Origin of the sequence: Amycolatopsis sp. WGS_07 (assembly GCF_045278895.1) — a bacterium.
In the GTDB taxonomy this organism is placed as follows: Bacteria; Actinomycetota; Actinomycetes; order Mycobacteriales; family Pseudonocardiaceae; genus Amycolatopsis.
In genome coordinates this window covers 3,605,202-3,623,919 of sequence record NZ_CP136053.1, presented here as the reverse complement: position 1 = coordinate 3,623,919, position 18,718 = coordinate 3,605,202, and the positions used below count along the sequence as shown (strand labels likewise).

Below are 18,718 nucleotides of genomic sequence, written 5' to 3'. Positions count from 1 at the left end.
CCCGGCTATGTCCGAGTGTGACGGACGGAACCCGCCGTCAGTTCCCGGCGGGTTGCTGCTGTCCGGCCGCCTGCTTGTACGAGCCCGCGTTCGGGTCGATCGGCACCGAGTCGAACTGCTTCATCACGTTCTGCACGTTCAGCGACGCACCGGTCGGCAGCAGCCCGATGATCGATTCCGGCGCGGGGAGCCGGTTGTTCAGCCCCAGTTCGTCCGCGGTCGCCGCGTCCGGCACGCCGTACCGGATGCCCCGGTCGGAGATCAGCTGGATCGGGCCCTTGTTGAAGGTCTTCTCCGATTCGGTGGCCGACTGCACCACCGCGCCGTACCCGGTCGGCATGTAGAAGCCGGTGATCGGCACGCCGTTCGGGCCGGTGTTGCTGACGTTGATGATCTTCGAGGTGCCGTCCGCGTTCTTCTCCACCGGGATCTGCTTGTTGATGTAGACCGAGGTGTGCGCCTGGGTGTGGTCGGCGTTGAGCGACCAGCCGAGGCACGCGACCGGCGAGCCCTGCGTGGCGTCGAGGACGGTCGGCACGACCTTCGGGTAGTCGTCGACCTTCACGTAGCCGGGGTCGCCCTGCTGCAGCACCTTGACGTTGTTGATCTTGTCGAGAGTCAGGGTCGGCGTGGTGGCCGAGCCGCCGCTCTTGGCCGTCCGCACGATGTCCGCGACCGCGGGCGACACCTTCTGGATGCCGGTCCTGGCGATGAGCCAGAACTCCAGCGCACCGCCGGAGGGCTGGGTCGAGAAGACGTTGCCGACCGTCAGGCCGTCGAAGTTGCTCGGCGGCGTCGTGCCGTCGCCGTCGACCAGCGGCGGGGTCAGCTTGGAGACCTCGGGAATCGCGTTCAGGAAGGCCTGCGACACCTTGCGCGACTTCGTCGGCAGCTGCAGCGCGGACCGCACCGGGTCGCTGGTGCCCGACGGCACCTCGGCGCGCACGGTGTTCGCGTACGGCCTGCTCTGCGTCGCCGGCAGCCGGTAGATGAGGTACGTCTTGCCGTTGCCCGCGTCGCCGAGCAGCGCCTGCTTCTCCTGCAGCTCGCCGCCGAGCTTGTCGATGCCGGCGATCACGTCCGTGTTGGTCTTGTTCACCGAGTCCTGCTGCGGCAGCGAAGGATCGAGAACCACCTCGTCGCAGACCGCCCAATTGGGTGTAATCCGCTGGTCCGCCGACGGCAGGAGCTGCGGGCCGTCCGGGATGCCGGTCAGCTTCTCGCGCGGCATGTTCTTCAACTGTTCATCCGAGACGACGGTCGGGTTCTTCGCCTCCGCCGCCTGCTGCTGGCCGCCCTGCTGCTGGCCCTGGCCCCCCTGCTGCTTCTGCGCCATGAGGATCAGCCGCGCCGAGGCGAGGTTGAAGGTGGGGATCAGCCGCGCCGGGTTGCCCGTGACGACATACACAGTGCCGGACTGCTCGCCGATCACGATGTTGTCCGACGACGGCACCGACGGCGCGGGGCTCAGCAGGCCCCACAGCACGAAGACGACGGCGCCGAGGACACCGAGGATCACGCCGACCGTCGTGGCGCGCCCGTGCGAGCGCATCGGGTCGTGCAGCATCACCGCATCACGGCGGACCAGCGCGGACTGCATCCTGCGCAGGACGAACTTGTATGCCTGAACCTGAGACTTAGTCGTGGGTGTTGATGGCATTCTCGACCTACAGTCCTCCCCGTCGCGGTACGGTTCCGCAGGATAGCCGTACGGGGACCGTCTGGTGTGGGGTTTCTACCAACTCCGGTTAGGGTCAGGCATCCCGGGACCGGCTTTCCGGGTACGCAGCACTCACGAGGGGAAGAGAACGCGCGGATGTCCGTCAGCACGCCTCCACGTCCGCCTGGTCCGCAGGGACCGCCACCGCCTCCCGGGGGACGTCCCCCGGGTCCGCCGCAGCGGCCTGGCAGAACAGGCGGCCCCGGCGCGGCTCCCGGCGGTCCCGGCATGCCTCCTCGTGCTCCCGGCGGACCGGGGGGTCCCGGTGGGCCTGGCGGACCGGGGGGTCCCGGAGGTCCGGGTGGCCCCGGACGGCCCGGCGGACCGGTCACTCCCGGACCCGGCGTTCCGAAGCCCGGTGCTCCCGGGCCCAAGCCTGGCGGCCCCGGTGGACCCGGCGGCCCGGGCGGGCCTAAGCCTGGTCCCGGCGGACCCAAGCCCGGTGGGCCTGGCGGACCTGGAGGACCGGGTGGTCCTGGCGGGCCGCGGACCGGACGTCCTGGCGGCAACGGCCCCGGCGCACCCCGTCCGGGCGGTCCCGGCGGCAACGGCCCCGGCGGGCCTGGCGGTCCCGGAGGCCCTGGCGGACCTGGCGGCCCCGGAGGCGGCGGCCCCGGTGGGCCCGGCGGACCTGGCGGCGGCGGACCCGGAGGCCCGGGTGGCCCTGGCGGTCCCGGCGGCCCGAACAGCGGCGGCGGCCCCGAAAGCAGCGAACCCTCCCCGGCCGGCGGCGGCACCGCGACCGCGCTCCGGATGGCCCCGCCCTCGCGGCGGCGTTCCGGCGGCATCTCGCTCGGCCCGCTGCCGGTGGTCAACCTCGTCGTGCTGGAAGTCGGCGTCGCGATCGGTCTCGTGCTGCTGGCGATCAACATGCAGCTCAAGTACGTCGCGATCGGCGTCGCGGCGCTCGGCCTGATCCTCGCGTTCCTGCGCGTCGGCGGCCGCTGGTTCACCCAGTGGCTCTCGCTGACGCTGCGGTACCGGTTCCGCTCGCACGGCCGCGTGGCGACTCCCCCGCCGCCGACCAGCATCGAGGAACTCGCCGAGGAAAGCGCCGTCACCGGTCCCGAGGACGCGCGCGTCAGCCTGCTGCGGCTGGCCGTGCCGGACCTCGTGGTGGCGCACGCCGTCGACCACGAACGGCAGGAAGTCGGCATCGCCTGGAACGACGGTACGTGGACCGCGGTCCTGCTCGTCGAGCCGACGCCGGCGATGATCTCCCAGGCAGGCGGCGCGCCCAGCCTTCCGCTGTCCGCGCTCGCGCCGTGCCTGGAAGACCGCGGTGTGCTGCTGGACTCCATCCAGATGATCTGGCACAGCTACCCGGGTTCGGCCGCGATGCCCGCGGACGCCCCGGCGCTCAGTTCCTATCTCGAGGTGCTCGGCCCGCTGCCCGCGGCCGCCCGGCGGACCACGTGGATCGCGGTCCGGCTGGACCCGCGGCGCTGCCCGGACGCGATCCGGGAACGCGGCGGCGGCGTCGTCGGCGCGCACCGCGCGATGATCGGCGCGCTGTCGCGGGTGCGCAACGCGCTGGAGTCCCAAGGCGTGCCGACCCGGCCGCTCGACCCGGACGAACTGCTGCGCGCCAGCATCTCCGCGGCCGAACTCACCGCGGTCGCCGGTTCGAACGAGAAGGTCAGCCTGCAGGAGAGCTGGACCGGCGTCACCGCGGCCGGCATCGGGCACTCCAGCTACGCGATCACCGGCTGGCCCAAGGGCAAGATCAGCGGCAGCCTCAACGGGCTCACCAGCGTGCGCGCGCTGTCCGCGACGGTCGCCATGGCGATCTCGCCGTCCGCCGACGAGGGCCGCATCGGCCTGCGCGGCGTGGTGCGGCTCAGCGCCCGCAACCCGCGTGAGCTGGACGCGGCCGACCAGCGGCTGCAGAGCATCGCGGAGCGGCTGGACGTCGACCTCACCCCGTTGAAGGGCATGCAGGTCTCGGCGTTCTCCGCGACGCTGCCGATTGGAGGGACCGCATGAGTAGCGGCATGAGTGCTCGCGTACGTGACGCGGGGCAGAACGCGGGCGTCGCCCCGGAGTTCACGGTCGACCCGGCCATGCTCGACGCGATCAGCCCGTCCGGCGACCGCGGCGGCGTTGTCCTCGGTTCCGGCCTCAAGGGCGAGCCGCTGACCGTCTCCGCGCTGCGTTCGCAACCGACCCGCATTGTGCTCGTCGGCGGCCTCTACCTGGCCCGTCAGGTCGCGATGCGCGCCATGGCGACCGGTGCCTGGGTCGTCGTGGCCACCGGACGTCCCGCGGCGTGGCAGGTGCTGCAGCAGGCGGCCGGAAGCCGCGACGGACGGCCGTCGCCGCTGGTGCAGATCCGCCGGTTGTCGCCGGTCGAGCTGCCGCGCCCGTCCGAGGACGCCCCGCTGCTGGTGGTGACCGACGGCGGCCCGACCCCGCAGGACCTGTTCCCGCCGCGGTCGCCGTGGCAGACGACGGTGTACGTCCTGCCGTACCTGCACCCGCAGGCCGGCACCACGGCGAACGCCGCGGACCTCGTGCTGATGCAGCGGTTGCCCGCCGGACAGGCCGAACTGGCGGCCCGGATCTGGCGGCTGCCGCCGCAGATGATGCGCCAGCTGACCACGCTGAAAGACGACCAGGTCGTGGCGCTGGGCACGAACCTGTGGCGTCCGCTGCGGCTGGTTACGACGCAGAAGGAGCAGCAGCTGCTCGGGCCGGTTCGCCGGGGCGACTGAAAACGGTCAAATGGTGAAGGCCTCCTTGCGGATTTCCCGCGAGGAGGCCTTCACCGTTTTCGGTGCTCGGCGTCGCTGAGCACCTGCGGATTCGGCGGCGCGATCACGACGTGAGACCACTTCGCCAACCGCTCGGCCACGGACTGATACGGCACAGTCCCGGTCGAGGTCGCGATCACCAGGTCGTACGCCTCGTCCTCCGGCGCGTCCAGGTCGAAGCCGTTCAGCCCGTAGAACACGAACACCGCCATCCAGCCAAGGCGTTTGTTCCCGTCGATCAGCGGGTGATTCCGGACGATGGATTCCAGCAGCACCGCGGCTTTCTCGTGCGGGCTGGGATAAGCGTCCTGCCCCATCAACGACGATTGCGGCCGATGCGCCGCCGCGTCGAGCAAGCCGAGGTCACGCACCCCGGGCACCCGGAGGTCGGCGGACAGCGCGAGCAGATCGTCGAGCGTCAGGTATTCGATCTTCACTGCGCCAGGCGATCAAGCAGGGCGGCGTAGCGGGAACGGCCCTCGCTGGAAAGGTCGCGAACCCGCTCGTCCCGGACCCGGCGGGCCGCGGCGTCCGCGATCGCCCGCACCACCGCTTCGTGCTTGCTCACCCCGTCCGCCTCGGCAAGCAACGCGAGCGCACGCTCTTGCTCGTCGTTCAACCGCAAAGTCATCGCCATGACGATGATGATACCACTCTGGTATCAGAAGTGGCCTGCTCTTTCGGCTGATCCCGGCTACAGCTCGGTCGACGACCGCACATTCCGAGTCTGCTCCGCTCGCGCGGCCAGCAGCTCGTCCGGCGGGTAATCCACCGCCGTCAGCGTCAGGCCGTGTGCCGGAGCGACCGCGCTCTCCCGCGAGCCGCTCGCCAGGACCTCGCCGGGCCAGCCGGTTCCGCGCCGCCCGTCCCCTACGAGCAGCAATACCCCGACCAGGCTGCGGACCATCGAATGGCAAAACGCGTCCGCGCTCACCTGGACTTCCAGCAGATGCTCGTCGATCCGAGTCCACTCCAGACGCTGCAGTTCGCGGATCGTCGTGCCGCCCTCGCGCTGTTTGCAATACGCCGCGAAGTCCTGCAGCCCCAACAATTCCTCGGCGGCAGCGTTCATCCGCTCTGTCGACAGTGGACGGCCCCAAGCCAGAGTGTCGTTGCGGCGCAACGGGTCTACGCCCCACGGGGCATCTGAGACCCGGTAACGGTAGTGCCGCCGGATGGCCGAGAACCGGGCGTCGAACCCGTCCGGGGCTACCCGGGCCTGAAGAACCCGCGCGTCGGCGGGCAGAAGCTTGTTCCAGCGGCCGCGCATTCGTGTCAGGTCTGGGATTCCTCGTTCGTCCACCGGAATCCGGCCCGGTGCACCCGGCGCGAACGGGACCACGTCGACGTGCACGACCTGTCCGGTGGCATGCACTCCGGCGTCCGTGCGGCCCGCGACGACCACGGACTTCGGCACCGACTCCCCCGGCGGCTGACGCTGCAGCGCCTGCTCCAGTTCGGCTTGCACGGTGCGCCGGCCGGGCTGGCGGGCCCAGCCGGAGAAGTCCGTGCCGTCGTAGCTCACGTCCAAGCGCAGACGAACGAGCCCGCCCTCCCCGTGGGGAGCGGCGGGCTCGTCCGGTGTAGACAGTGCCGGCAGGACTTCAGTCCTTCTTGGCGTCGGCGTCGTCCGAAGCAGCGGCCTCGTCGGCGGCCGGAGCGGTCTCCTCGGCGGCGGGAGCCTCTTCGGTCGCGGCGGGGGCCTCAGCGGCTTCCTCGGCGACCGGAGCGGCGGCGACCTCGTCCTTGGCGAACTTGGTCTTGCGGGCCCGCTCGGCCTCGGACGTCACGGTCTTCTCCGCGACCAGTTCGATGACGGCCATGGCGGCGTTGTCGCCCTTGCGCGGCATCGTCTTGGTGATGCGGGTGTAACCGCCGGCGCGCTCCGCGAAGTGCGGGCCGATCTCGGCGAACAGCTTGTGCACGACGTCCTTGTCCCGGACGACCTTCTGCACCAGGCGACGGTTGTGCAGGTCGCCCCGCTTCGCCTTGGTGATCAGCTTCTCGGCCAGCGGGCGGACCCGCTTGGCCTTAGCCTCGGTCGTCGTGATCTTGCCGTGCTCGAACAGCTGAGTGGCCAGGTTGGCCAGGATCAGCCGCTCGTGCGCGGCAGACCCGCCGAGCCGGGCTCCCTTGGTAGGGGTGGGCATGACTTTCTCCTAGTTCAGCTCACAGCGTCCGGGCACGAGGCCTCAGAGCTGCTCGGTCTCTGCGTAGTCCTGGCCATCGTCGTGGCCGTCGTCCGAAATCCCGCCGCCGATGCCGGCGACCCCTTCCGACCAGCCCTCGCCGTCGTAGCTGGTGGCAGCCGCGGACGGGTCGAACCCGGGCGGGCTGTCCTTCAGCGCGAGGCCGAGGCCGACGAGCTTCAGCTTGACCTCGTCGATCGACTTGGCGCCGAAGTTGCGGATGTCGAGAAGGTCCGCCTCGCTGCGCGAGACCAGCTCGCCAACGGTGTGGATGCCTTCGCGCTTCAGGCAGTTGTACGACCGGACGGTGAGGTCCAGGTCCTCGATCGGCATCGCGTAGGCGGCGATGGTGTCCGCCTCCTGCGGCGACGGGCCGATCTCGATGCCCTCGGCGTCGACGTTCAGCTCGCGAGCGAGACCGAACAGCTCCACCAGCGTCTTGCCCGCCGAAGCGACCGCGTCGCGCGCGGTGATCGACGGCTTGGTCTCGACGTCCAGGATCAGCTTGTCGAAGTCGGTGCGCTGCTCGACACGGGTGGCCTCGACCTTGTAGGTCACCTTCAGCACCGGCGAGTAGATCGAGTCGACCGGGATCCGGCCGATCTCCGCGCCCGCCTGCTTGTTCTGCAGGGCCGGAACGTAACCGCGGCCGCGCTCGACGACCAGCTCGATCTCGAGCTTGCCCTTGCCGTTCAGCGACGCGATGTGCAGATCCGGGTTGTGCACGGTGACGCCCGCGGGCGGCACGATGTCGGCAGCCGTGACCTCACCGGGGCCCTGCTTGCGCAGGTACATGGTGACCGGCTCGTCCTCTTCCGAGGACACGACCAGTTCCTTCAGGTTCAGGATGATGTCGGTGACGTCTTCCTTCACCCCGGGAACGGTGGTGAATTCGTGCAGCACGCCGTCGATGCGGATGCTCGTCACGGCCGCGCCCGGGATGGACGACAGCAGCGTGCGCCGCAGCGAGTTGCCGAGCGTGTAGCCGAAGCCGGGCTCCAGCGGTTCGATGGTGAACCGGGAGCGGGTCTCGTTGACCGTCTCTTCGCCGAGAGCCGGCCGCTGGGAAATCAGCATTTCTTAGTTTCCTTTCCAGACGACGCCCGCCATATGACGTCGAAGGGATGGCGTGGCGGCGGCGCACTGTGGACGCCGCCGCCCCGTAACCAGTCGCAGAGACCGGTTACTTCGAGTAAAGCTCGACGATCAGCTGTTCCTGAACCGGAACGTCGATCTGCGCACGCTCCGGGAGCTGGTGGACCAGCACGCGGAGAGTCGACGGGACGACCTGCAGCCACGCCGGAACCGGACGCTCGCCGAAGGCTTCCTTCGCCGCGACGAACGGGAGGGTGCCCGCCGACTTCGGCTTGACGTCGATGATGTCCCACTTGGTGACCTGGTAGGACGGCACGTTGACCTTGACGCCGTTGACCAGGAAGTGGCCGTGGCTCACCAGCTGCCGCGCCTGACGGCGGGTGCGGGCGATGCCGGCGCGGTAGATCACGTTGTCCAGCCGGGACTCGAGGATCTGCAGCAGGTTCTCACCGGTCTTGCCAGGACGCCGGACGGCTTCCTTGTAGTACCGGACGAACTGGCGCTCGAGAACGCCGTAGGTGTAGCGAGCCTTCTGCTTCTCCTGCGACTGCAGGAGGTACTCGGACTCCTTGATGCGCCCGCGGCCGTGCTGGCCCGGCGGGTAGGGGCGACGCTCAAACGCCTGGTCGCCGCCGATGAGGTCAACCTTGAGGCGACGCGAAATACGCGTCGCGGGGCCGGTGTAACGAGCCATTTCTTAGTACTCCTCCCCGTTCCTCAGACCCGGCGCCGCTTGGGCGGGCGGCAGCCGTTGTGAGGCTGCGGGGTCACGTCCTGGATGGTGCCGACCTCGAGGCCGGCCGCCTGCAGCGAGCGGATCGCCGTCTCGCGGCCCGAACCCGGGCCCTTCACGAAAACGTCGACCTTCTTCATGCCGTGCTCGGCCGCCTTGCGGGCGGCGTTCTCGGCGGCCATCTGCGCGGCGAACGGAGTCGACTTGCGCGAGCCCTTGAAGCCCACGTGGCCGCTCGAGGCCCACGCGATCACGGCGCCGGTCGGGTCCGTGATGGAGACGATGGTGTTGTTGAAGGTGCTCTTGATGTGCGCGTGACCGTGCGCGACGTTCTTCTTTTCCTTGCGGCGGACCTTCTTGGCCCCCGCAGTGCGGCTCTTGGGTGGCATGTTCTGAGGGTTCTCCTGTTAACGCGCGTTCTCTTGGTGAGCGGCGACGGCTTCCTGCTGGCCGCGCCGGATGATGGATCCGGCGTCGGTGTAGAGGTTCCGCAGCGCCATCGGGCGGGCGTAGAGCGCCTTGGGCGAGACACAAGCCGTGGAGCGCCGGACGGAACCGCCCATGCGAACGACCTTCTTGCCCTGGGTGCTCACTTCTTGCCAGCCTTCTTCTTGCCGGCGACCGTCTTCTTCGGGCCCTTGCGGGTGCGGGCGTTGGTCTTGGTCCGCTGACCGCGGACCGGCAGACCACGACGCCAGCGCAGACCCTGGTAGGTCCCGATCTCGATCTTGCGCCGGATGTCGGCGTTCACCTCACGGCGAAGGTCACCCTCGACCTTGAAGTTTTCGTCGATGTAGTCCTTCAGCTTGACGAGATCCTCGTCGCTGAGGTCCTTGACGCGGGTGTCGGCGTTCAGCTCCGCAGCCGCGATCATCTGCTTCGAGCGGGTACGGCCGATCCCGTAGATGTAAGTCAGCGCGATCTCCAACCGCTTCTCGCGGGGGAGGTCGACGCCAGCGAGTCGTGCCACTGGTGCTCCTTTTTCGAGTTCGTCTTCAGGTCTGCTCCCCGTCCGGTTCCGGAACCGACTCGCCTGTCGTGCCCGTGGCTTGCGCCCCGGGTGTCCCGGCCCCGGCCTGAAGTCCGGGGTGCGCCGGGCCGTTTTCACGGCCCGGCAGGTACGGGGAGGGTGGGTTAGCCGTCAAGCGGCCTGCTGCAGTGCGGTTCTCAGCCCTGACGCTGCTTGTGACGCAGGTTCTCGCAGATCACCATGATCCGGCCGTGACGGCGGATCACCTTGCACTTGTCGCAGATCTTCTTGACGCTCGGCTGGACCTTCACGTCTTCCTGCTTCCTGCTCTGCTCGGCTCTGGCGTGATCACTTGTAGCGGTAGACGATGCGACCACGGGAGAGGTCGTAGGGCGACAGCTCCACGACAACCCTGTCCTCCGGCAGGATGCGGATGTAGTGCTGCCGCATCTTGCCGCTGATGTGTGCCAGGACCTTGTGGCCGTTCTCCAACTCGACGCGGAACATCGCGTTGGGGAGCGGCTCGACCACGCGGCCTTCTGACCTCGATGGCCCCGTCTTTCTTAGCCATGTCCTCCGCAATCCCTGATGCACGCTTGATGTGCACAGCGTGATCGGTTTTGAGCTCGAGTCCTTGCTTACTGGGTGGTGCTCGGCCACACTCGGCCCCGGGTCCATGAGGTTCGCGAGAATTCACGAGCATGCTGGAACCGGCGCATGAGCGCGCCGACTTGACAGTGTACGCAACCCGTGCAGTACCCCGTCGACCGGGGTGGAAGTAGACCCGTGTGAGTGGCCGCTCAGGACTCTTCGGGCAGGGTGAGCACCCAGGGACCGTCCTCGGTGATGGCGACGGTGTGCTCCCAGTGCGCGGCGCGCGAACCGTCGATGGTGACGACCGTCCAGCCGTCGTCCAGTTCGAGGGTTTCGCCGCTGCCGCCGGTCAGCATGGGCTCGACCGCGAGCGCCATGCCGGGCTTGAGCCGGGGGCCCTTGCCGGGCTTGCCGACGTTGGGCAGGAACGGCTCCATGTGCATCTGGCGGCCGATGCCGTGGCCGCCGTACTCGAGGATCATCCCGTACTCGCGGCCGTCTTCCCGGCCCGCCTTCTCGGCGGCGGTCTGCACCGCGAACGAGATGTCGGTGAGCCGGGAGCCCGCGCGAACGGCCTCGATGCCGGCCCACATCGCGCGTTCGGTGGCGGCGGACAGCTCGCGGTCCTTCTTGCTGACCTCGCCGATCTCCAGCGTCACCGCGGAATCGCCGTGCCAGCCGTCGAGGATCGCACCGCAGTCGACCGAGATCAGGTCGCCCTCGGCGAGCACCTGCTTGCTCGACGGGATGCCGTGCACGATCTGCTCGTTCACCGACGCGCAGATCGAGGCCGGGAACCCGTGGTAGCCCTTGAACGAGGGCACCGCGCCGGCGTCGCGGATCGTCTGCTCGGCCAGTTCGTCGAGTTCGGCCGTGCTGACCCCGGCCCGCGCGCGTTCGCGCACGGCGGCCAGGGTGCGGGCGACGACGAGACCGGCCGCCCGCATGGCCTCCAGCTCGCCGCGCGTCTTGACCTCGATCATGCGCCCGCGGCGGAGCACTTGCAGAACACGCAATCCTCCGAGATTCACGTGCGGTCGCGCAGCGCTCTCAGCACGCGGTCCGAGATCTCCTGCACGTCGCCGACGCCGTCGACCTTCACCAGGATGTCGGCGTAGTACTCGAGCAGCGGCGCGGTCTCCGACACGTACACCTGCTGGCGACGGCGGATGACGTCTTCGGTGTCGTCCGCGCGGCCACGCGACATGAGCCTGCCGACGACGACGTCCTCGGCCACGTCGAGCTGGATGACCGCGTCGAGCTTGGTGTCGGCCTCGCTCAGCATCTCGCCGAGAACCTCGGCCTGCTTGGTGTTGCGCGGGAACCCGTCGAGCAGGAAGCCAGCCTTGGCGTCCGGTTCGGCCAGCCGCTCGCGGACCATCTCGTTGGTCACCGAGTCGGGGACCAGCTCGCCCGAGTCCAGGTAGCGCTTGGCCTCCTGGCCGAGCGGCGTCTCCTGGCCCACGTGCGCCCGGAACAGGTCGCCCGTCGAGATGTGCGGGATCCGCAGCTGCTCGGACAGGGCAACCGCCTGCGTGCCTTTGCCCGCGCCGGGCGGTCCGACGAGAACCAGTCGCGTCACTTCAAGAACCCTTCGTAGTTGCGCTGCATCAGCTGGCTTTCGATCTGCTTAACGGTGTCGAGCCCGACACCCACCATGATCAGCACAGCCGTGCCACCGAACGGGAAGTTCTGGTTGTTCCCGCTGCCGGTGAGGGACAGGAAGAAGTTCGGGAGGATCGCGATGATGCCCAGGTACAGCGAGCCGGGGAGAGTGATCCGGCCCAGCACGAAGCTGAGGTACTCGGCGGTCGGGCGCCCGGGCCGGATGCCAGGGATGAAGCCGCCGAACTTCTTCATCTCTTCCGCACGCTCGTCCACGTTGAACGTGATCGTGATGTAGAAGTAGGTGAAGAAGATGATCAACAGGAAGTAGAGCAGGATGTGCACCCAGCTGCTCTGGTTGACCAGGTAGTTCTGAATGAACGCCTGCCAGCCGGCGTTGCTGTTCGGGTCGCCGATCAGCTGGCTGAGCAGCTGTGGCAGGTACAGCAGCGACGAGGCGAAGATGACCGGGATGACACCGGCCTGGTTCACCTTGATCGGCAGGTAAGTCGAGGTGCCGCCGTACATCCGGCGGCCGACCATGCGCTTGGCGTACTGCACCGGGATCCGGCGCTGGCCCTGCTCGACGAAGATGACGCTGGCGATGATCACCAGGCCGAACGCGAGAACGACGACCAGCGCGACGCCGCCGCCGTTGCTGATGATGTTGGCGCCCTCGGCCGGGATGCGGGCCGCGATGTTCAGGAAGATCAGCACCGACATGCCGTTGCCGACGCCGCGCTCGGTGATCAGCTCGCCCAGCCACATCATCACCGCGGTGCCGGCGGTCATGGTGACCACGATCAGCGTCAGCGAGTAGATGCTGTTGTCCGGGATGATCGGCTGCGAGCAGCCCTGGAACAGGGTGCCGCGGTCGGCCAGCGCGACCACGCCGGTGGCCTGCAGGATCGCCAGCGCGATCGTGAGGTACCGGGTGTACTGGGTCAGCTTGTTCTGGCCGGACTGGCCTTCCTTCTTCAGCTCCTCGAACCGCGGGATGACCACGGTGAGCAGCTGGATGATGATGCTCGCGGTGATGTAGGGCATGATGCCCGTCGCGAACAGCGACAGCTGCAGCAGCGCGCCGCCGCTGAAGAGGTTGAGCAGCTGGTACACGCCCTGCTGGTCGGCCTGTGCGGTACAGGCCTGCACGGCGGCGAACGAGACCCCCGGAGCCGGGATGGTTGCACCGATCCGGTAGACCGCGACGATGGCTAGCGTGAACAGGATCTTCTTGCGTAGATCCGGCGTCGCGAGAGCCGAGCGGAATGCGCTGAGCACGCGGGGGACCTCCTCGGCGTCGTCGGTCGTCCCAACCGACGATCGGCTTGGCCGGTACGAGACCGGCGGGATGTCTGACTCACTGGCAAGCCAGGAACGCTTCAGGGCAAACAGGCCCGGAAGCGTGCCGCCGACTCTAACAGCTTCGCATGAGCCGCCCGCAGCGCGTGTGCGTTTTACGTCTCAGCACGAGCCCGCACGGCGCCACAGAGCCGCAGGTAGGGCCGCTCGGAGCACAGATGATCACCTGTTCGGCCCGCACCTTTAGGCGGGCTTTGGCGCAACAGCACGGAAAAACAGCAGCAAACACCAACCGATGCACCCAACAATCGAGGCACCCAGCCCCTCCCCCGCACCCCGATACGAAGCCTCCCTGCGGTTCGGGGGTGCTTGTCAAGGCATCTTTCCCGCCTTGACAAGCACCCCCGAACCGTCAGCACACTCGGGCTTCGGGGTGCCCCACGCACTCACCACAGCAATGTCGCCGCCAGGCGACGAGCCGCAACAAACGAAACGGGCCCGCCTAGTCGAAACCAGGCGGGCCCGAATCACGAAACCAGATCAGCTAACGGTGGCCGAACCACCAGCAGCCTCGATCTTCTCCTTGGCGGAGCCAGAGAACGCGTGCGCGGTCAGCTCGAGCTTGACCCCGTTCAGGTCCCCGTTCCCGAGAACCTTCACCAGCTTGCCCTTGCGCACCAGCCCGTTGGCGGCCAGCTCCTCCGGACCGACCTTGCCACCGTCGGCGAACACGCGGGCGATGTCGCCCACGTTCACCGGCTGGTACTCGGTGCGGAACCGGTTCTTGAACCCACGCAGCTTCGGCAGCCGCATGTGGATGGGCATCTGCCCACCCTCGAACCCGGCGGGCACGTTCTTCCGGGCCTTGGTGCCCTTCGTGCCGCGACCCGCCGTCTTGCCCTTCGAACCCTCACCACGGCCGACGCGGATCTTGTCGCGCTTGGCGCCAGGAGCCGGACGAAGGTGGTGGATCTTGATGGCGGTCATGCCTGGACCTCCTCGACCTCCACCAGGTGGCGGACGGTGTGGATCAGGCCGCGCACCTGGGGGGTGTCCTCACGCACGACGCTCTGGCGGATCTTGCGCAGCCCGAGGGTGCGCAGCGACTCGCGGTGAGCGTGCTTCGTGCCGATCTTGCTCTTGACCTGAGTGACCTTGAGCTGAGCCATGTCAGACCCCCTGGCCGGCACGCTGGCGCAGCATCCGGGCCGGGGCGACGTCCTCGAGCGGCAGACCGCGGCGAGCGGCCACCTCCTCCGGACGCTGCAGACCCTTCAGGGCCGCCACCGTCGCGTGCACGATGTTGATGGCGTTGTCGGAGCCGAGCGACTTCGACAGCACGTCGTGGACGCCCGCGCACTCCAGCACCGCGCGCACCGGGCCACCGGCGATGACACCGGTACCGGCGGAGGCGGGACGGAGCAGCACGACCCCGGCGGCTTCCTCACCCTGGATCGGGTGCGGAATGGTGCCGGCGACGCGCGGAACGCGGAAGAAGTTCTTCTTCGCTTCCTCGACGCCCTTGGCGATGGCCGCGGGAACTTCCTTGGCCTTGCCGTAGCCGACGCCGACCTGACCGTCGCCGTCGCCGACGACCACCAGGGCGGTGAAGCTGAAGCGACGACCGCCCTTGACGACCTTGGCGACGCGGTTGATCGTCACGACCTTCTCAAGGTGCGGGGTCTTGTCCTGGGCCGCCCCGCCACGGCCGCCGTCGCGCCGGTCGCGGCGGTCCCGACGGTCACCGCGGTCGTTGCCGCCCTGACCCGGTCCGCCCTGGCCGCCGCCGAATTGCCGTGTACGTCCCGGCATCAGGCTTTCCTTCCATTCACGAGCATGTGCATCAGAACTTCAACCCCGCCTCGCGGGCGGCGTCGGCGAGCGCGGCGATGCGGCCGTGGTAGGCGTTGCCGCCACGGTCGAACACCACGGCTTCGATGCCGGCGTCCTTGGCGCGCGAAGCGACCAGTTCGCCGACCTTGGCCGCCTTGGCCTTCTTGTCGCCCTCGAAGGACCGCAGGTCCGACTCGAGGGTGGACGCCGACGCCAGCGTGTGACCGGCGAGGTCGTCGATCACCTGCACGGTGATGTGCCGCGAGGACCGCTTGACGACCATGCGCGGACGCACCGGCGTGCCGCTGATCTTCTTGCGGAGGCGGAAGTGCCGACGGGCCTTGGCGACGCGGCGGCGGGTCGAGATGTCCTTGCCGACCGGCTTGCGCTTCGTGGTAGTCGTGTCGCTCATCACTTACCCGTCTTTCCGACCTTGCGGCGGATCTTCTCACCCTCGTAGCGCAGGCCCTTGCCCTTGTACGGGTCCGGGCGGCGCAGCTTGCGGATGACCGCGGCGGTCTGGCCGACCTTCTGCTTGTCGATGCCGGACACCGAGAACCGGGTCGGCGACTCCACCTTGAAGGTGATGCCTTCCGGAGCCTCGATCTTGACCGGGTGGCTGTAGCCGAGGGCGAACTCGAGGTCCGAGCCCTTGGCCTGCACGCGGTAACCGACGCCGTGGATTTCGAGCTTCTTCTCGTAGCCGGCGGTCACGCCGACGACGAGGTTGTTGACCAGCGTGCGGGTGAGACCGTGCAGAGCCCGGCTCGTGCGCTCGTCGTCAGGGCGCTTCACCAGGAGCGCGCCGTCCTCGCCGCGCTCGACGATGATCGGCTCGGCGACGGTGTGCTCCAGGGTGCCCTTCGGCCCCTTGACCTTGACGTGCTGGCCGTCGATGGTCACCTCGACCCCGGAGGGGACGGCGACCGGCAGCTTTCCGATGCGTGACATGTCTGTGCCCCCTTCCTTACCAGACGTAGGCGAGGACTTCGCCGCCCACGTTGTTGCGCTTGGCCTGCCGGTCGGTCTGCAGGCCGCCGGACGTCGAGATGATCGCGACGCCGAGGCCACCCAGCACGGACGGCAGTTCGGTCGATTTTGCGTAGACCCGCAGACCCGGCTTGGAGACGCGGCGAAGGCCGGCGATGCTCCGCTCGCGGTTGGGGCCGTACTTCAGCTCGACGACCAGGTTCTTGTGCTTCTCGCCCGGCTCGTCGCGGTAGCTCGCGATGTAGCCCTCGCGCTTGAGGATCTCGGCGATGTTCGCCTTGATCTTCGAGTGCGGAAGCACGACCTCGTCGTGGTACGCCGAGTTCGCGTTGCGCAGACGGGTCAAGAAGTCTGCGATCGGGTCGGTCATCGTCATGGTGACCTGTCAACCTTTCTCGCCTGGTTCCCCGCCTCGCCCGGCCGGAGAGGTCTCCGGCCGGGTCGGCGGGGCCTGTGGCGAACTGGGAATAGAGTTTCGAGCCTTACCAGCTGGACTTGTGGACACCGGGCAGTTCGCCCGCGTGCGCCATCTCCCGGAGGCAGATCCGGCACAGGCCGAACTTGCGGTACACCGAGTGCGGACGCCCGCACCGGTTGCACCGGGTGTAGGCGCGCACCGCGAACTTCGGCTTCTTCGAAGCCTTGCTGACTAGCGCTTTCTTGGCCATCGGCTCAGTTCTCCTTGAACGGGAAACCGAGCTTGCGCAGCAGCGCCCGGCCCTCGTCGTCGGTGGTGGCGGTCGTGACGACGGTGACGTCCATGCCACGGGGGCGGTCGATGTCGTCCGGGTTGATCTCGTGGAACATCGACTGCTCGTTGAGACCGAACGTGTAGTTGCCGTTGCCGTCGAACTGCTTGGGCGAAAGGCCGCGGAAGTCGCGGATACGGGGCAGCGCGATGGTCAGCAGCCGGTCGAGGAACTCCCACATCCGGTCGCCGCGCAGCGTGACGCGCGCGCCGATCGGCTGGCCCTCGCGCAGCTTGAACTGCGCGATCGACTTGCGGGCCTTGCGGATTTCCGGCTTCTGCCCGGTGATCAGGGCGAGGTCGCGGACCGCGCCGTCGATCAGCTTGCTGTCCCGGGCGGCGTCCCCGACACCCATGTTCACGACGATCTTGGTGACGCCGGGAATCTGGTGCACGTTGGGGATGGAGAACTCCTTCTGGAGTTCGCCCTTGATCTCTTCGCGGTACCGGGTCTTCAGACGCGGCACGATCTTCTCTGCGGTGGTCATGTCAGATGTCCTTGCCGTTCCGGCGCGAGACCCGGACCTTCTTGCCGTCCTCGCCGATGCGGTAGCCCACCCGGGTCGGCTTGCCGTCCGAGTCCACGACCATCACGTTCGAGACGTGGATGGGCGCTTCCTGGGTCACGATGCCGCCGGACTGCGCGCCGCGCTGGGTCTGGGTGATCCGGGTGTGCTTCTTGATCCGGTTGACCCCCTCGACCAGAACGCGCTCGCGGTCCGGGTAGGCCTGGATGACCTTGCCCTTGGCGCCCTTGTCCTTGCCGGCGATAACGACGACGGTGTCGCCCTTCTTCACCTTCATCACAGCACCTCCGGCGCGAGCGAAATGATCTTCATGAACTTTCGGTCGCGCAGCTCGCGGCCCACCGGGCCGAAGATGCGGGTGCCCCGGGGCTCGTTGTCGTTCTTGATGAGCACGGCGGCGTTCTCGTCGAACCGGATGTAGGAACCGTCCGGACGACGGCGCTCCTTGACCGTGCGGACGATGACGGCCTTGACGACATCGCCCTTCTTCACCCCGGCGGCCGGGATGGCGTCCTTCACGGTGGCGACGATGATGTCGCCGATGCCGGCGTAGCGCCGCCCGGACCCGCCGAGAACGCGGATGCAAAGGATTTCCTTCGCGCCCGTGTTGTCGGCAACCCGAAGCCGCGACTCCTGCTGGATCACGTCAACTCCTGTATGTCGCGCTGGTTCTCGCCTTCCGGCGAGCCTTGCGGAACCAAGGACTCCGAGGAGCCCTGCTTACTTGGCCTTCTCCACGACCTGCACCAGACGCCAGCGCTTGGTCGCCGACAGCGGCCGGGTCTCCATCAGCGTGACCCGGTCGCCCACGCCCGCCTCGTTGTTCTCGTCGTGCACCTTGACCTTGGTGGTGCTGCGGAGAACCTTCGAGTAGCGCGGGTGCTTCTTGCGGTCCTCGAGCTCGACCACGATCGTCTTGTCCATCTTGTCCGAGACGACGTAACCCTCGCGGACCTTGCGGTAGTTCCGGACGGTCTTCTCGGTGGCAGCCTCGCTCATGCGGCACCTTCACTTTCGGCGTCGGGCGCCACGGACAGGCCGAGCTCGCGCTCGCGCATGACCGTGTAGATCCGCGCGATGTCCGTGCGGACGGTGCGCAGCCGACGGTTGTTGTCCAGCTGCCCGGTCGCCATCTGGAAGCGGAGGTTGAACAGCTCCTCCTTGTATTCCTTCAGACGCAGCACGAGCTCTTCGGCGGTGAGCTCACGCAGCTCGGATGCCTGTGCGGCTCCGTTAGCCATCAGAACTCACCTTCCCGGGTCACGATGCGGCACTTCATGGGCAGCTTGTGGATCGCGCGGCGGAGCGCCTCGCGGGCGGTCTCCTCGTTCGGGAAGCTGATCTCGAACATCACGCGGCCCGGCTTCACGTTGGCGATCCACCACTCGGGCGAACCCTTACCGGAACCCATGCGGGTTTCCGCCGGCTTCTTGGTCAGCGGGCGGTCCGGGTAGATCGTGGTCCACACCTTGCCGCCGCGCTTGATGTGACGGGTCATGGCGATACGAGCGGACTCGATCTGCCGGTTCGTCACGTAGCTGTGCTCAAGCGCCTGGATGCCGTACTCGCCGAAGTTGACCTTGGTACCGCCCTTGGCGGCGCCGTGGCGCTTCGGGGAGTGCTGCTTGCGGTGCTTGACCCTGCGCGGGATGAGCACGT

Annotated in this window: 29 protein-coding genes and 1 pseudogene; 2 read left to right on the top strand and 28 right to left on the bottom strand. The window is 68.2% G+C overall.

The genetic code is table 11. The features are described from left to right. Positions 1–37: 37 nt before the first annotated feature. The gene (gene eccB, locus RPX00_RS17325; RefSeq protein ID WP_406640583.1) at positions 38–1,660 is read right to left on the bottom strand and encodes a type VII secretion protein EccB; all 1,623 of its coding nucleotides are present in this window, start codon (positions 1,658–1,660) and stop codon (positions 38–40) included. Positions 1,661–2,473: 813 nt separating this feature from the next. Here eccB and eccE point away from each other — a divergent pair. Further along, positions 2,474–3,706, top strand: coding sequence for a type VII secretion protein EccE (eccE, locus tag RPX00_RS17320; protein ID WP_406640581.1), 1,233 nt, complete (start codon positions 2,474–2,476; stop codon positions 3,704–3,706). Between the two features lie 8 nt (positions 3,707–3,714). After that, on the top strand, positions 3,715–4,434 hold the full coding sequence (locus RPX00_RS17315) for a hypothetical protein (RefSeq protein WP_406640580.1): 720 nt from the start codon (positions 3,715–3,717) through the stop codon (positions 4,432–4,434). Between the two features lie 50 nt (positions 4,435–4,484). Here the strand turns inward: RPX00_RS17315 and RPX00_RS17310 are convergent, their stop codons facing one another. From RPX00_RS17310 to rplP, 27 genes and pseudogenes are all read right to left on the bottom strand, one after another. Beyond that, positions 4,485–4,910 carry a type II toxin-antitoxin system death-on-curing family toxin gene (locus RPX00_RS17310; protein ID WP_406640578.1) on the bottom strand — a complete coding sequence of 142 codons (426 nt, stop codon included), beginning with the start codon at positions 4,908–4,910 and terminating at the stop codon, positions 4,485–4,487. Continuing rightward, a complete protein-coding gene (locus RPX00_RS17305) occupies positions 4,907–5,110 on the bottom strand; it encodes a CopG family transcriptional regulator (RefSeq protein WP_406640576.1) in 204 nt (67 codons plus the stop codon). The genes RPX00_RS17310 and RPX00_RS17305 overlap by 4 nt, the downstream gene beginning before the upstream one ends. A 57-nt stretch (positions 5,111–5,167) precedes the next feature. Next, positions 5,168–6,004 (bottom strand): tRNA pseudouridine(38-40) synthase TruA, encoded by an 837-nt coding sequence (gene truA / locus RPX00_RS17300; protein ID WP_406640574.1) that lies wholly within the window; start codon positions 6,002–6,004, stop codon positions 5,168–5,170. A 73-nt stretch (positions 6,005–6,077) separates the two neighbouring features. Beyond that, positions 6,078–6,623 (bottom strand): 50S ribosomal protein L17, encoded by a 546-nt coding sequence (gene rplQ, locus RPX00_RS17295; protein WP_406640572.1) that lies wholly within the window; start codon positions 6,621–6,623, stop codon positions 6,078–6,080. 42 nt (positions 6,624–6,665) lie between these two features. Continuing rightward, a complete protein-coding gene (locus RPX00_RS17290) occupies positions 6,666–7,739 on the bottom strand; it encodes a DNA-directed RNA polymerase subunit alpha (protein WP_009072342.1) in 1,074 nt (357 codons plus the stop codon). Between the two features lie 106 nt (positions 7,740–7,845). Next, complete coding sequence (rpsD, locus tag RPX00_RS17285; RefSeq protein WP_406640570.1) at positions 7,846–8,451, bottom strand: 30S ribosomal protein S4; 606 nt, start codon at positions 8,449–8,451, stop codon at positions 7,846–7,848. A 23-nt stretch (positions 8,452–8,474) separates the two neighbouring features. Beyond that, positions 8,475–8,879, bottom strand: a complete 405-nt coding sequence (gene rpsK, locus RPX00_RS17280; protein ID WP_009072340.1) for a 30S ribosomal protein S11 — start codon at positions 8,877–8,879, stop codon at positions 8,475–8,477. Between the two features lie 18 nt (positions 8,880–8,897). Continuing rightward, a complete protein-coding gene (locus RPX00_RS17275) occupies positions 8,898–9,083 on the bottom strand; it encodes a hypothetical protein (protein ID WP_009072338.1) in 186 nt (61 codons plus the stop codon). Continuing rightward, positions 9,080–9,460, bottom strand: a complete 381-nt coding sequence (rpsM, locus tag RPX00_RS17270) for a 30S ribosomal protein S13 (protein WP_009072337.1) — start codon at positions 9,458–9,460, stop codon at positions 9,080–9,082. The genes RPX00_RS17275 and rpsM overlap by 4 nt, the downstream gene beginning before the upstream one ends. A 197-nt stretch (positions 9,461–9,657) precedes the next feature. Further along, positions 9,658–9,771, bottom strand: coding sequence for a 50S ribosomal protein L36 (gene rpmJ / locus RPX00_RS17265; RefSeq protein ID WP_004558882.1), 114 nt, complete (start codon positions 9,769–9,771; stop codon positions 9,658–9,660). A 37-nt stretch (positions 9,772–9,808) separates the two neighbouring features. Beyond that, a pseudogene (gene infA, locus RPX00_RS17260) lies at positions 9,809–10,031 on the bottom strand (translation initiation factor IF-1). 229 nt (positions 10,032–10,260) lie between these two features. Then, positions 10,261–11,037, bottom strand: coding sequence for a type I methionyl aminopeptidase (map, locus tag RPX00_RS17255; RefSeq protein WP_406642959.1), 777 nt, complete (start codon positions 11,035–11,037; stop codon positions 10,261–10,263). A 44-nt stretch (positions 11,038–11,081) separates the two neighbouring features. Beyond that, positions 11,082–11,636: an adenylate kinase gene (locus RPX00_RS17250; protein WP_406640567.1), complete on the bottom strand. Its 555-nt coding sequence runs from the start codon at positions 11,634–11,636 to the stop codon at positions 11,082–11,084. Next, positions 11,633–12,940 (bottom strand): preprotein translocase subunit SecY, encoded by a 1,308-nt coding sequence (gene secY / locus RPX00_RS17245; RefSeq protein ID WP_406640565.1) that lies wholly within the window; start codon positions 12,938–12,940, stop codon positions 11,633–11,635. Before secY ends, RPX00_RS17250 begins: the two co-directional genes overlap by 4 nt. Before the next feature lie 561 nt (positions 12,941–13,501). Further along, entirely contained in the window at positions 13,502–13,948 is a 447-nt protein-coding gene (rplO, locus tag RPX00_RS17240; RefSeq protein WP_009072329.1) for a 50S ribosomal protein L15, read from the bottom strand. After that, entirely contained in the window at positions 13,945–14,130 is a 186-nt protein-coding gene (gene rpmD / locus RPX00_RS17235; protein ID WP_004558875.1) for a 50S ribosomal protein L30, read from the bottom strand. Before rpmD ends, rplO begins: the two co-directional genes overlap by 4 nt. A 1-nt stretch (position 14,131) precedes the next feature. Then, the gene (rpsE, locus tag RPX00_RS17230; RefSeq protein ID WP_009072328.1) at positions 14,132–14,773 is read right to left on the bottom strand and encodes a 30S ribosomal protein S5; all 642 of its coding nucleotides are present in this window, start codon (positions 14,771–14,773) and stop codon (positions 14,132–14,134) included. Between the two features lie 31 nt (positions 14,774–14,804). Continuing rightward, the gene (rplR, locus tag RPX00_RS17225; RefSeq protein ID WP_037712274.1) at positions 14,805–15,206 is read right to left on the bottom strand and encodes a 50S ribosomal protein L18; all 402 of its coding nucleotides are present in this window, start codon (positions 15,204–15,206) and stop codon (positions 14,805–14,807) included. Then, positions 15,206–15,745, bottom strand: coding sequence for a 50S ribosomal protein L6 (rplF, locus tag RPX00_RS17220; RefSeq protein ID WP_406640562.1), 540 nt, complete (start codon positions 15,743–15,745; stop codon positions 15,206–15,208). Before rplF ends, rplR begins: the two co-directional genes overlap by 1 nt. Before the next feature lie 16 nt (positions 15,746–15,761). Continuing rightward, on the bottom strand, positions 15,762–16,160 hold the full coding sequence (gene rpsH, locus RPX00_RS17215) for a 30S ribosomal protein S8 (protein WP_020662789.1): 399 nt from the start codon (positions 16,158–16,160) through the stop codon (positions 15,762–15,764). Between the two features lie 106 nt (positions 16,161–16,266). Next, positions 16,267–16,452 (bottom strand): type Z 30S ribosomal protein S14, encoded by a 186-nt coding sequence (locus tag RPX00_RS17210; protein WP_020662790.1) that lies wholly within the window; start codon positions 16,450–16,452, stop codon positions 16,267–16,269. 4 nt (positions 16,453–16,456) lie between these two features. Then, positions 16,457–17,020 carry a 50S ribosomal protein L5 gene (rplE, locus tag RPX00_RS17205; protein ID WP_406640560.1) on the bottom strand — a complete coding sequence of 188 codons (564 nt, stop codon included), beginning with the start codon at positions 17,018–17,020 and terminating at the stop codon, positions 16,457–16,459. 1 nt (position 17,021) lies between these two features. Further along, on the bottom strand, positions 17,022–17,336 hold the full coding sequence (rplX, locus tag RPX00_RS17200) for a 50S ribosomal protein L24 (RefSeq protein WP_009072317.1): 315 nt from the start codon (positions 17,334–17,336) through the stop codon (positions 17,022–17,024). Further along, positions 17,336–17,704: a 50S ribosomal protein L14 gene (gene rplN / locus RPX00_RS17195; protein WP_004558867.1), complete on the bottom strand. Its 369-nt coding sequence runs from the start codon at positions 17,702–17,704 to the stop codon at positions 17,336–17,338. Before rplN ends, rplX begins: the two co-directional genes overlap by 1 nt. A 75-nt stretch (positions 17,705–17,779) precedes the next feature. Beyond that, complete coding sequence (gene rpsQ / locus RPX00_RS17190; RefSeq protein ID WP_067583685.1) at positions 17,780–18,058, bottom strand: 30S ribosomal protein S17; 279 nt, start codon at positions 18,056–18,058, stop codon at positions 17,780–17,782. Continuing rightward, on the bottom strand, positions 18,055–18,300 hold the full coding sequence (gene rpmC / locus RPX00_RS17185) for a 50S ribosomal protein L29 (protein WP_009072314.1): 246 nt from the start codon (positions 18,298–18,300) through the stop codon (positions 18,055–18,057). The genes rpsQ and rpmC overlap by 4 nt, the downstream gene beginning before the upstream one ends. Then, a complete protein-coding gene (rplP, locus tag RPX00_RS17180; RefSeq protein ID WP_009072313.1) occupies positions 18,300–18,716 on the bottom strand; it encodes a 50S ribosomal protein L16 in 417 nt (138 codons plus the stop codon). Before rplP ends, rpmC begins: the two co-directional genes overlap by 1 nt. Positions 18,717–18,718: the final 2 nt, after the last annotated feature.

Coding starts and splice junctions, on each gene's coding strand:
- eccB (WP_406640583.1), bottom strand. CDS start 1,660: ATGCCATCAACACCCACGACTAAGTCTCAGGTTCAGGCATACAAGTTC.
- eccE (WP_406640581.1), top strand. CDS start 2,474: ATGGCCCCGCCCTCGCGGCGGCGTTCCGGCGGCATCTCGCTCGGCCCG.
- RPX00_RS17315 (WP_406640580.1), top strand. CDS start 3,715: ATGAGTGCTCGCGTACGTGACGCGGGGCAGAACGCGGGCGTCGCCCCG.
- RPX00_RS17305 (WP_406640576.1), bottom strand. CDS start 5,110: ATGGCGATGACTTTGCGGTTGAACGACGAGCAAGAGCGTGCGCTCGCG.
- rplQ (WP_406640572.1), bottom strand. CDS start 6,623: ATGCCCACCCCTACCAAGGGAGCCCGGCTCGGCGGGTCTGCCGCGCAC.
- RPX00_RS17290 (WP_009072342.1), bottom strand. CDS start 7,739: ATGCTGATTTCCCAGCGGCCGGCTCTCGGCGAAGAGACGGTCAACGAG.
- rpsD (WP_406640570.1), bottom strand. CDS start 8,451: ATGGCTCGTTACACCGGCCCCGCGACGCGTATTTCGCGTCGCCTCAAG.
- rpsK (WP_009072340.1), bottom strand. CDS start 8,879: ATGCCACCCAAGAGCCGCACTGCGGGGGCCAAGAAGGTCCGCCGCAAG.
- map (WP_406642959.1), bottom strand. CDS start 11,037: ATGATCGAGGTCAAGACGCGCGGCGAGCTGGAGGCCATGCGGGCGGCC.
- rplO (WP_009072329.1), bottom strand. CDS start 13,948: ATGACCGCCATCAAGATCCACCACCTTCGTCCGGCTCCTGGCGCCAAG.
- rpmD (WP_004558875.1), bottom strand. CDS start 14,130: ATGGCTCAGCTCAAGGTCACTCAGGTCAAGAGCAAGATCGGCACGAAG.
- rpsE (WP_009072328.1), bottom strand. CDS start 14,773: ATGCCGGGACGTACACGGCAATTCGGCGGCGGCCAGGGCGGACCGGGT.
- rplR (WP_037712274.1), bottom strand. CDS start 15,206: ATGAGCGACACGACTACCACGAAGCGCAAGCCGGTCGGCAAGGACATC.
- rplF (WP_406640562.1), bottom strand. CDS start 15,745: ATGTCACGCATCGGAAAGCTGCCGGTCGCCGTCCCCTCCGGGGTCGAG.
- rpsH (WP_020662789.1), bottom strand. CDS start 16,160: ATGACGATGACCGACCCGATCGCAGACTTCTTGACCCGTCTGCGCAAC.
- RPX00_RS17210 (WP_020662790.1), bottom strand. CDS start 16,452: ATGGCCAAGAAAGCGCTAGTCAGCAAGGCTTCGAAGAAGCCGAAGTTC.
- rplE (WP_406640560.1), bottom strand. CDS start 17,020: ATGACCACCGCAGAGAAGATCGTGCCGCGTCTGAAGACCCGGTACCGC.
- rplX (WP_009072317.1), bottom strand. CDS start 17,336: ATGAAGGTGAAGAAGGGCGACACCGTCGTCGTTATCGCCGGCAAGGAC.
- rpsQ (WP_067583685.1), bottom strand. CDS start 18,058: ATGAGCGAGGCTGCCACCGAGAAGACCGTCCGGAACTACCGCAAGGTC.
- rpmC (WP_009072314.1), bottom strand. CDS start 18,300: ATGGCTAACGGAGCCGCACAGGCATCCGAGCTGCGTGAGCTCACCGCC.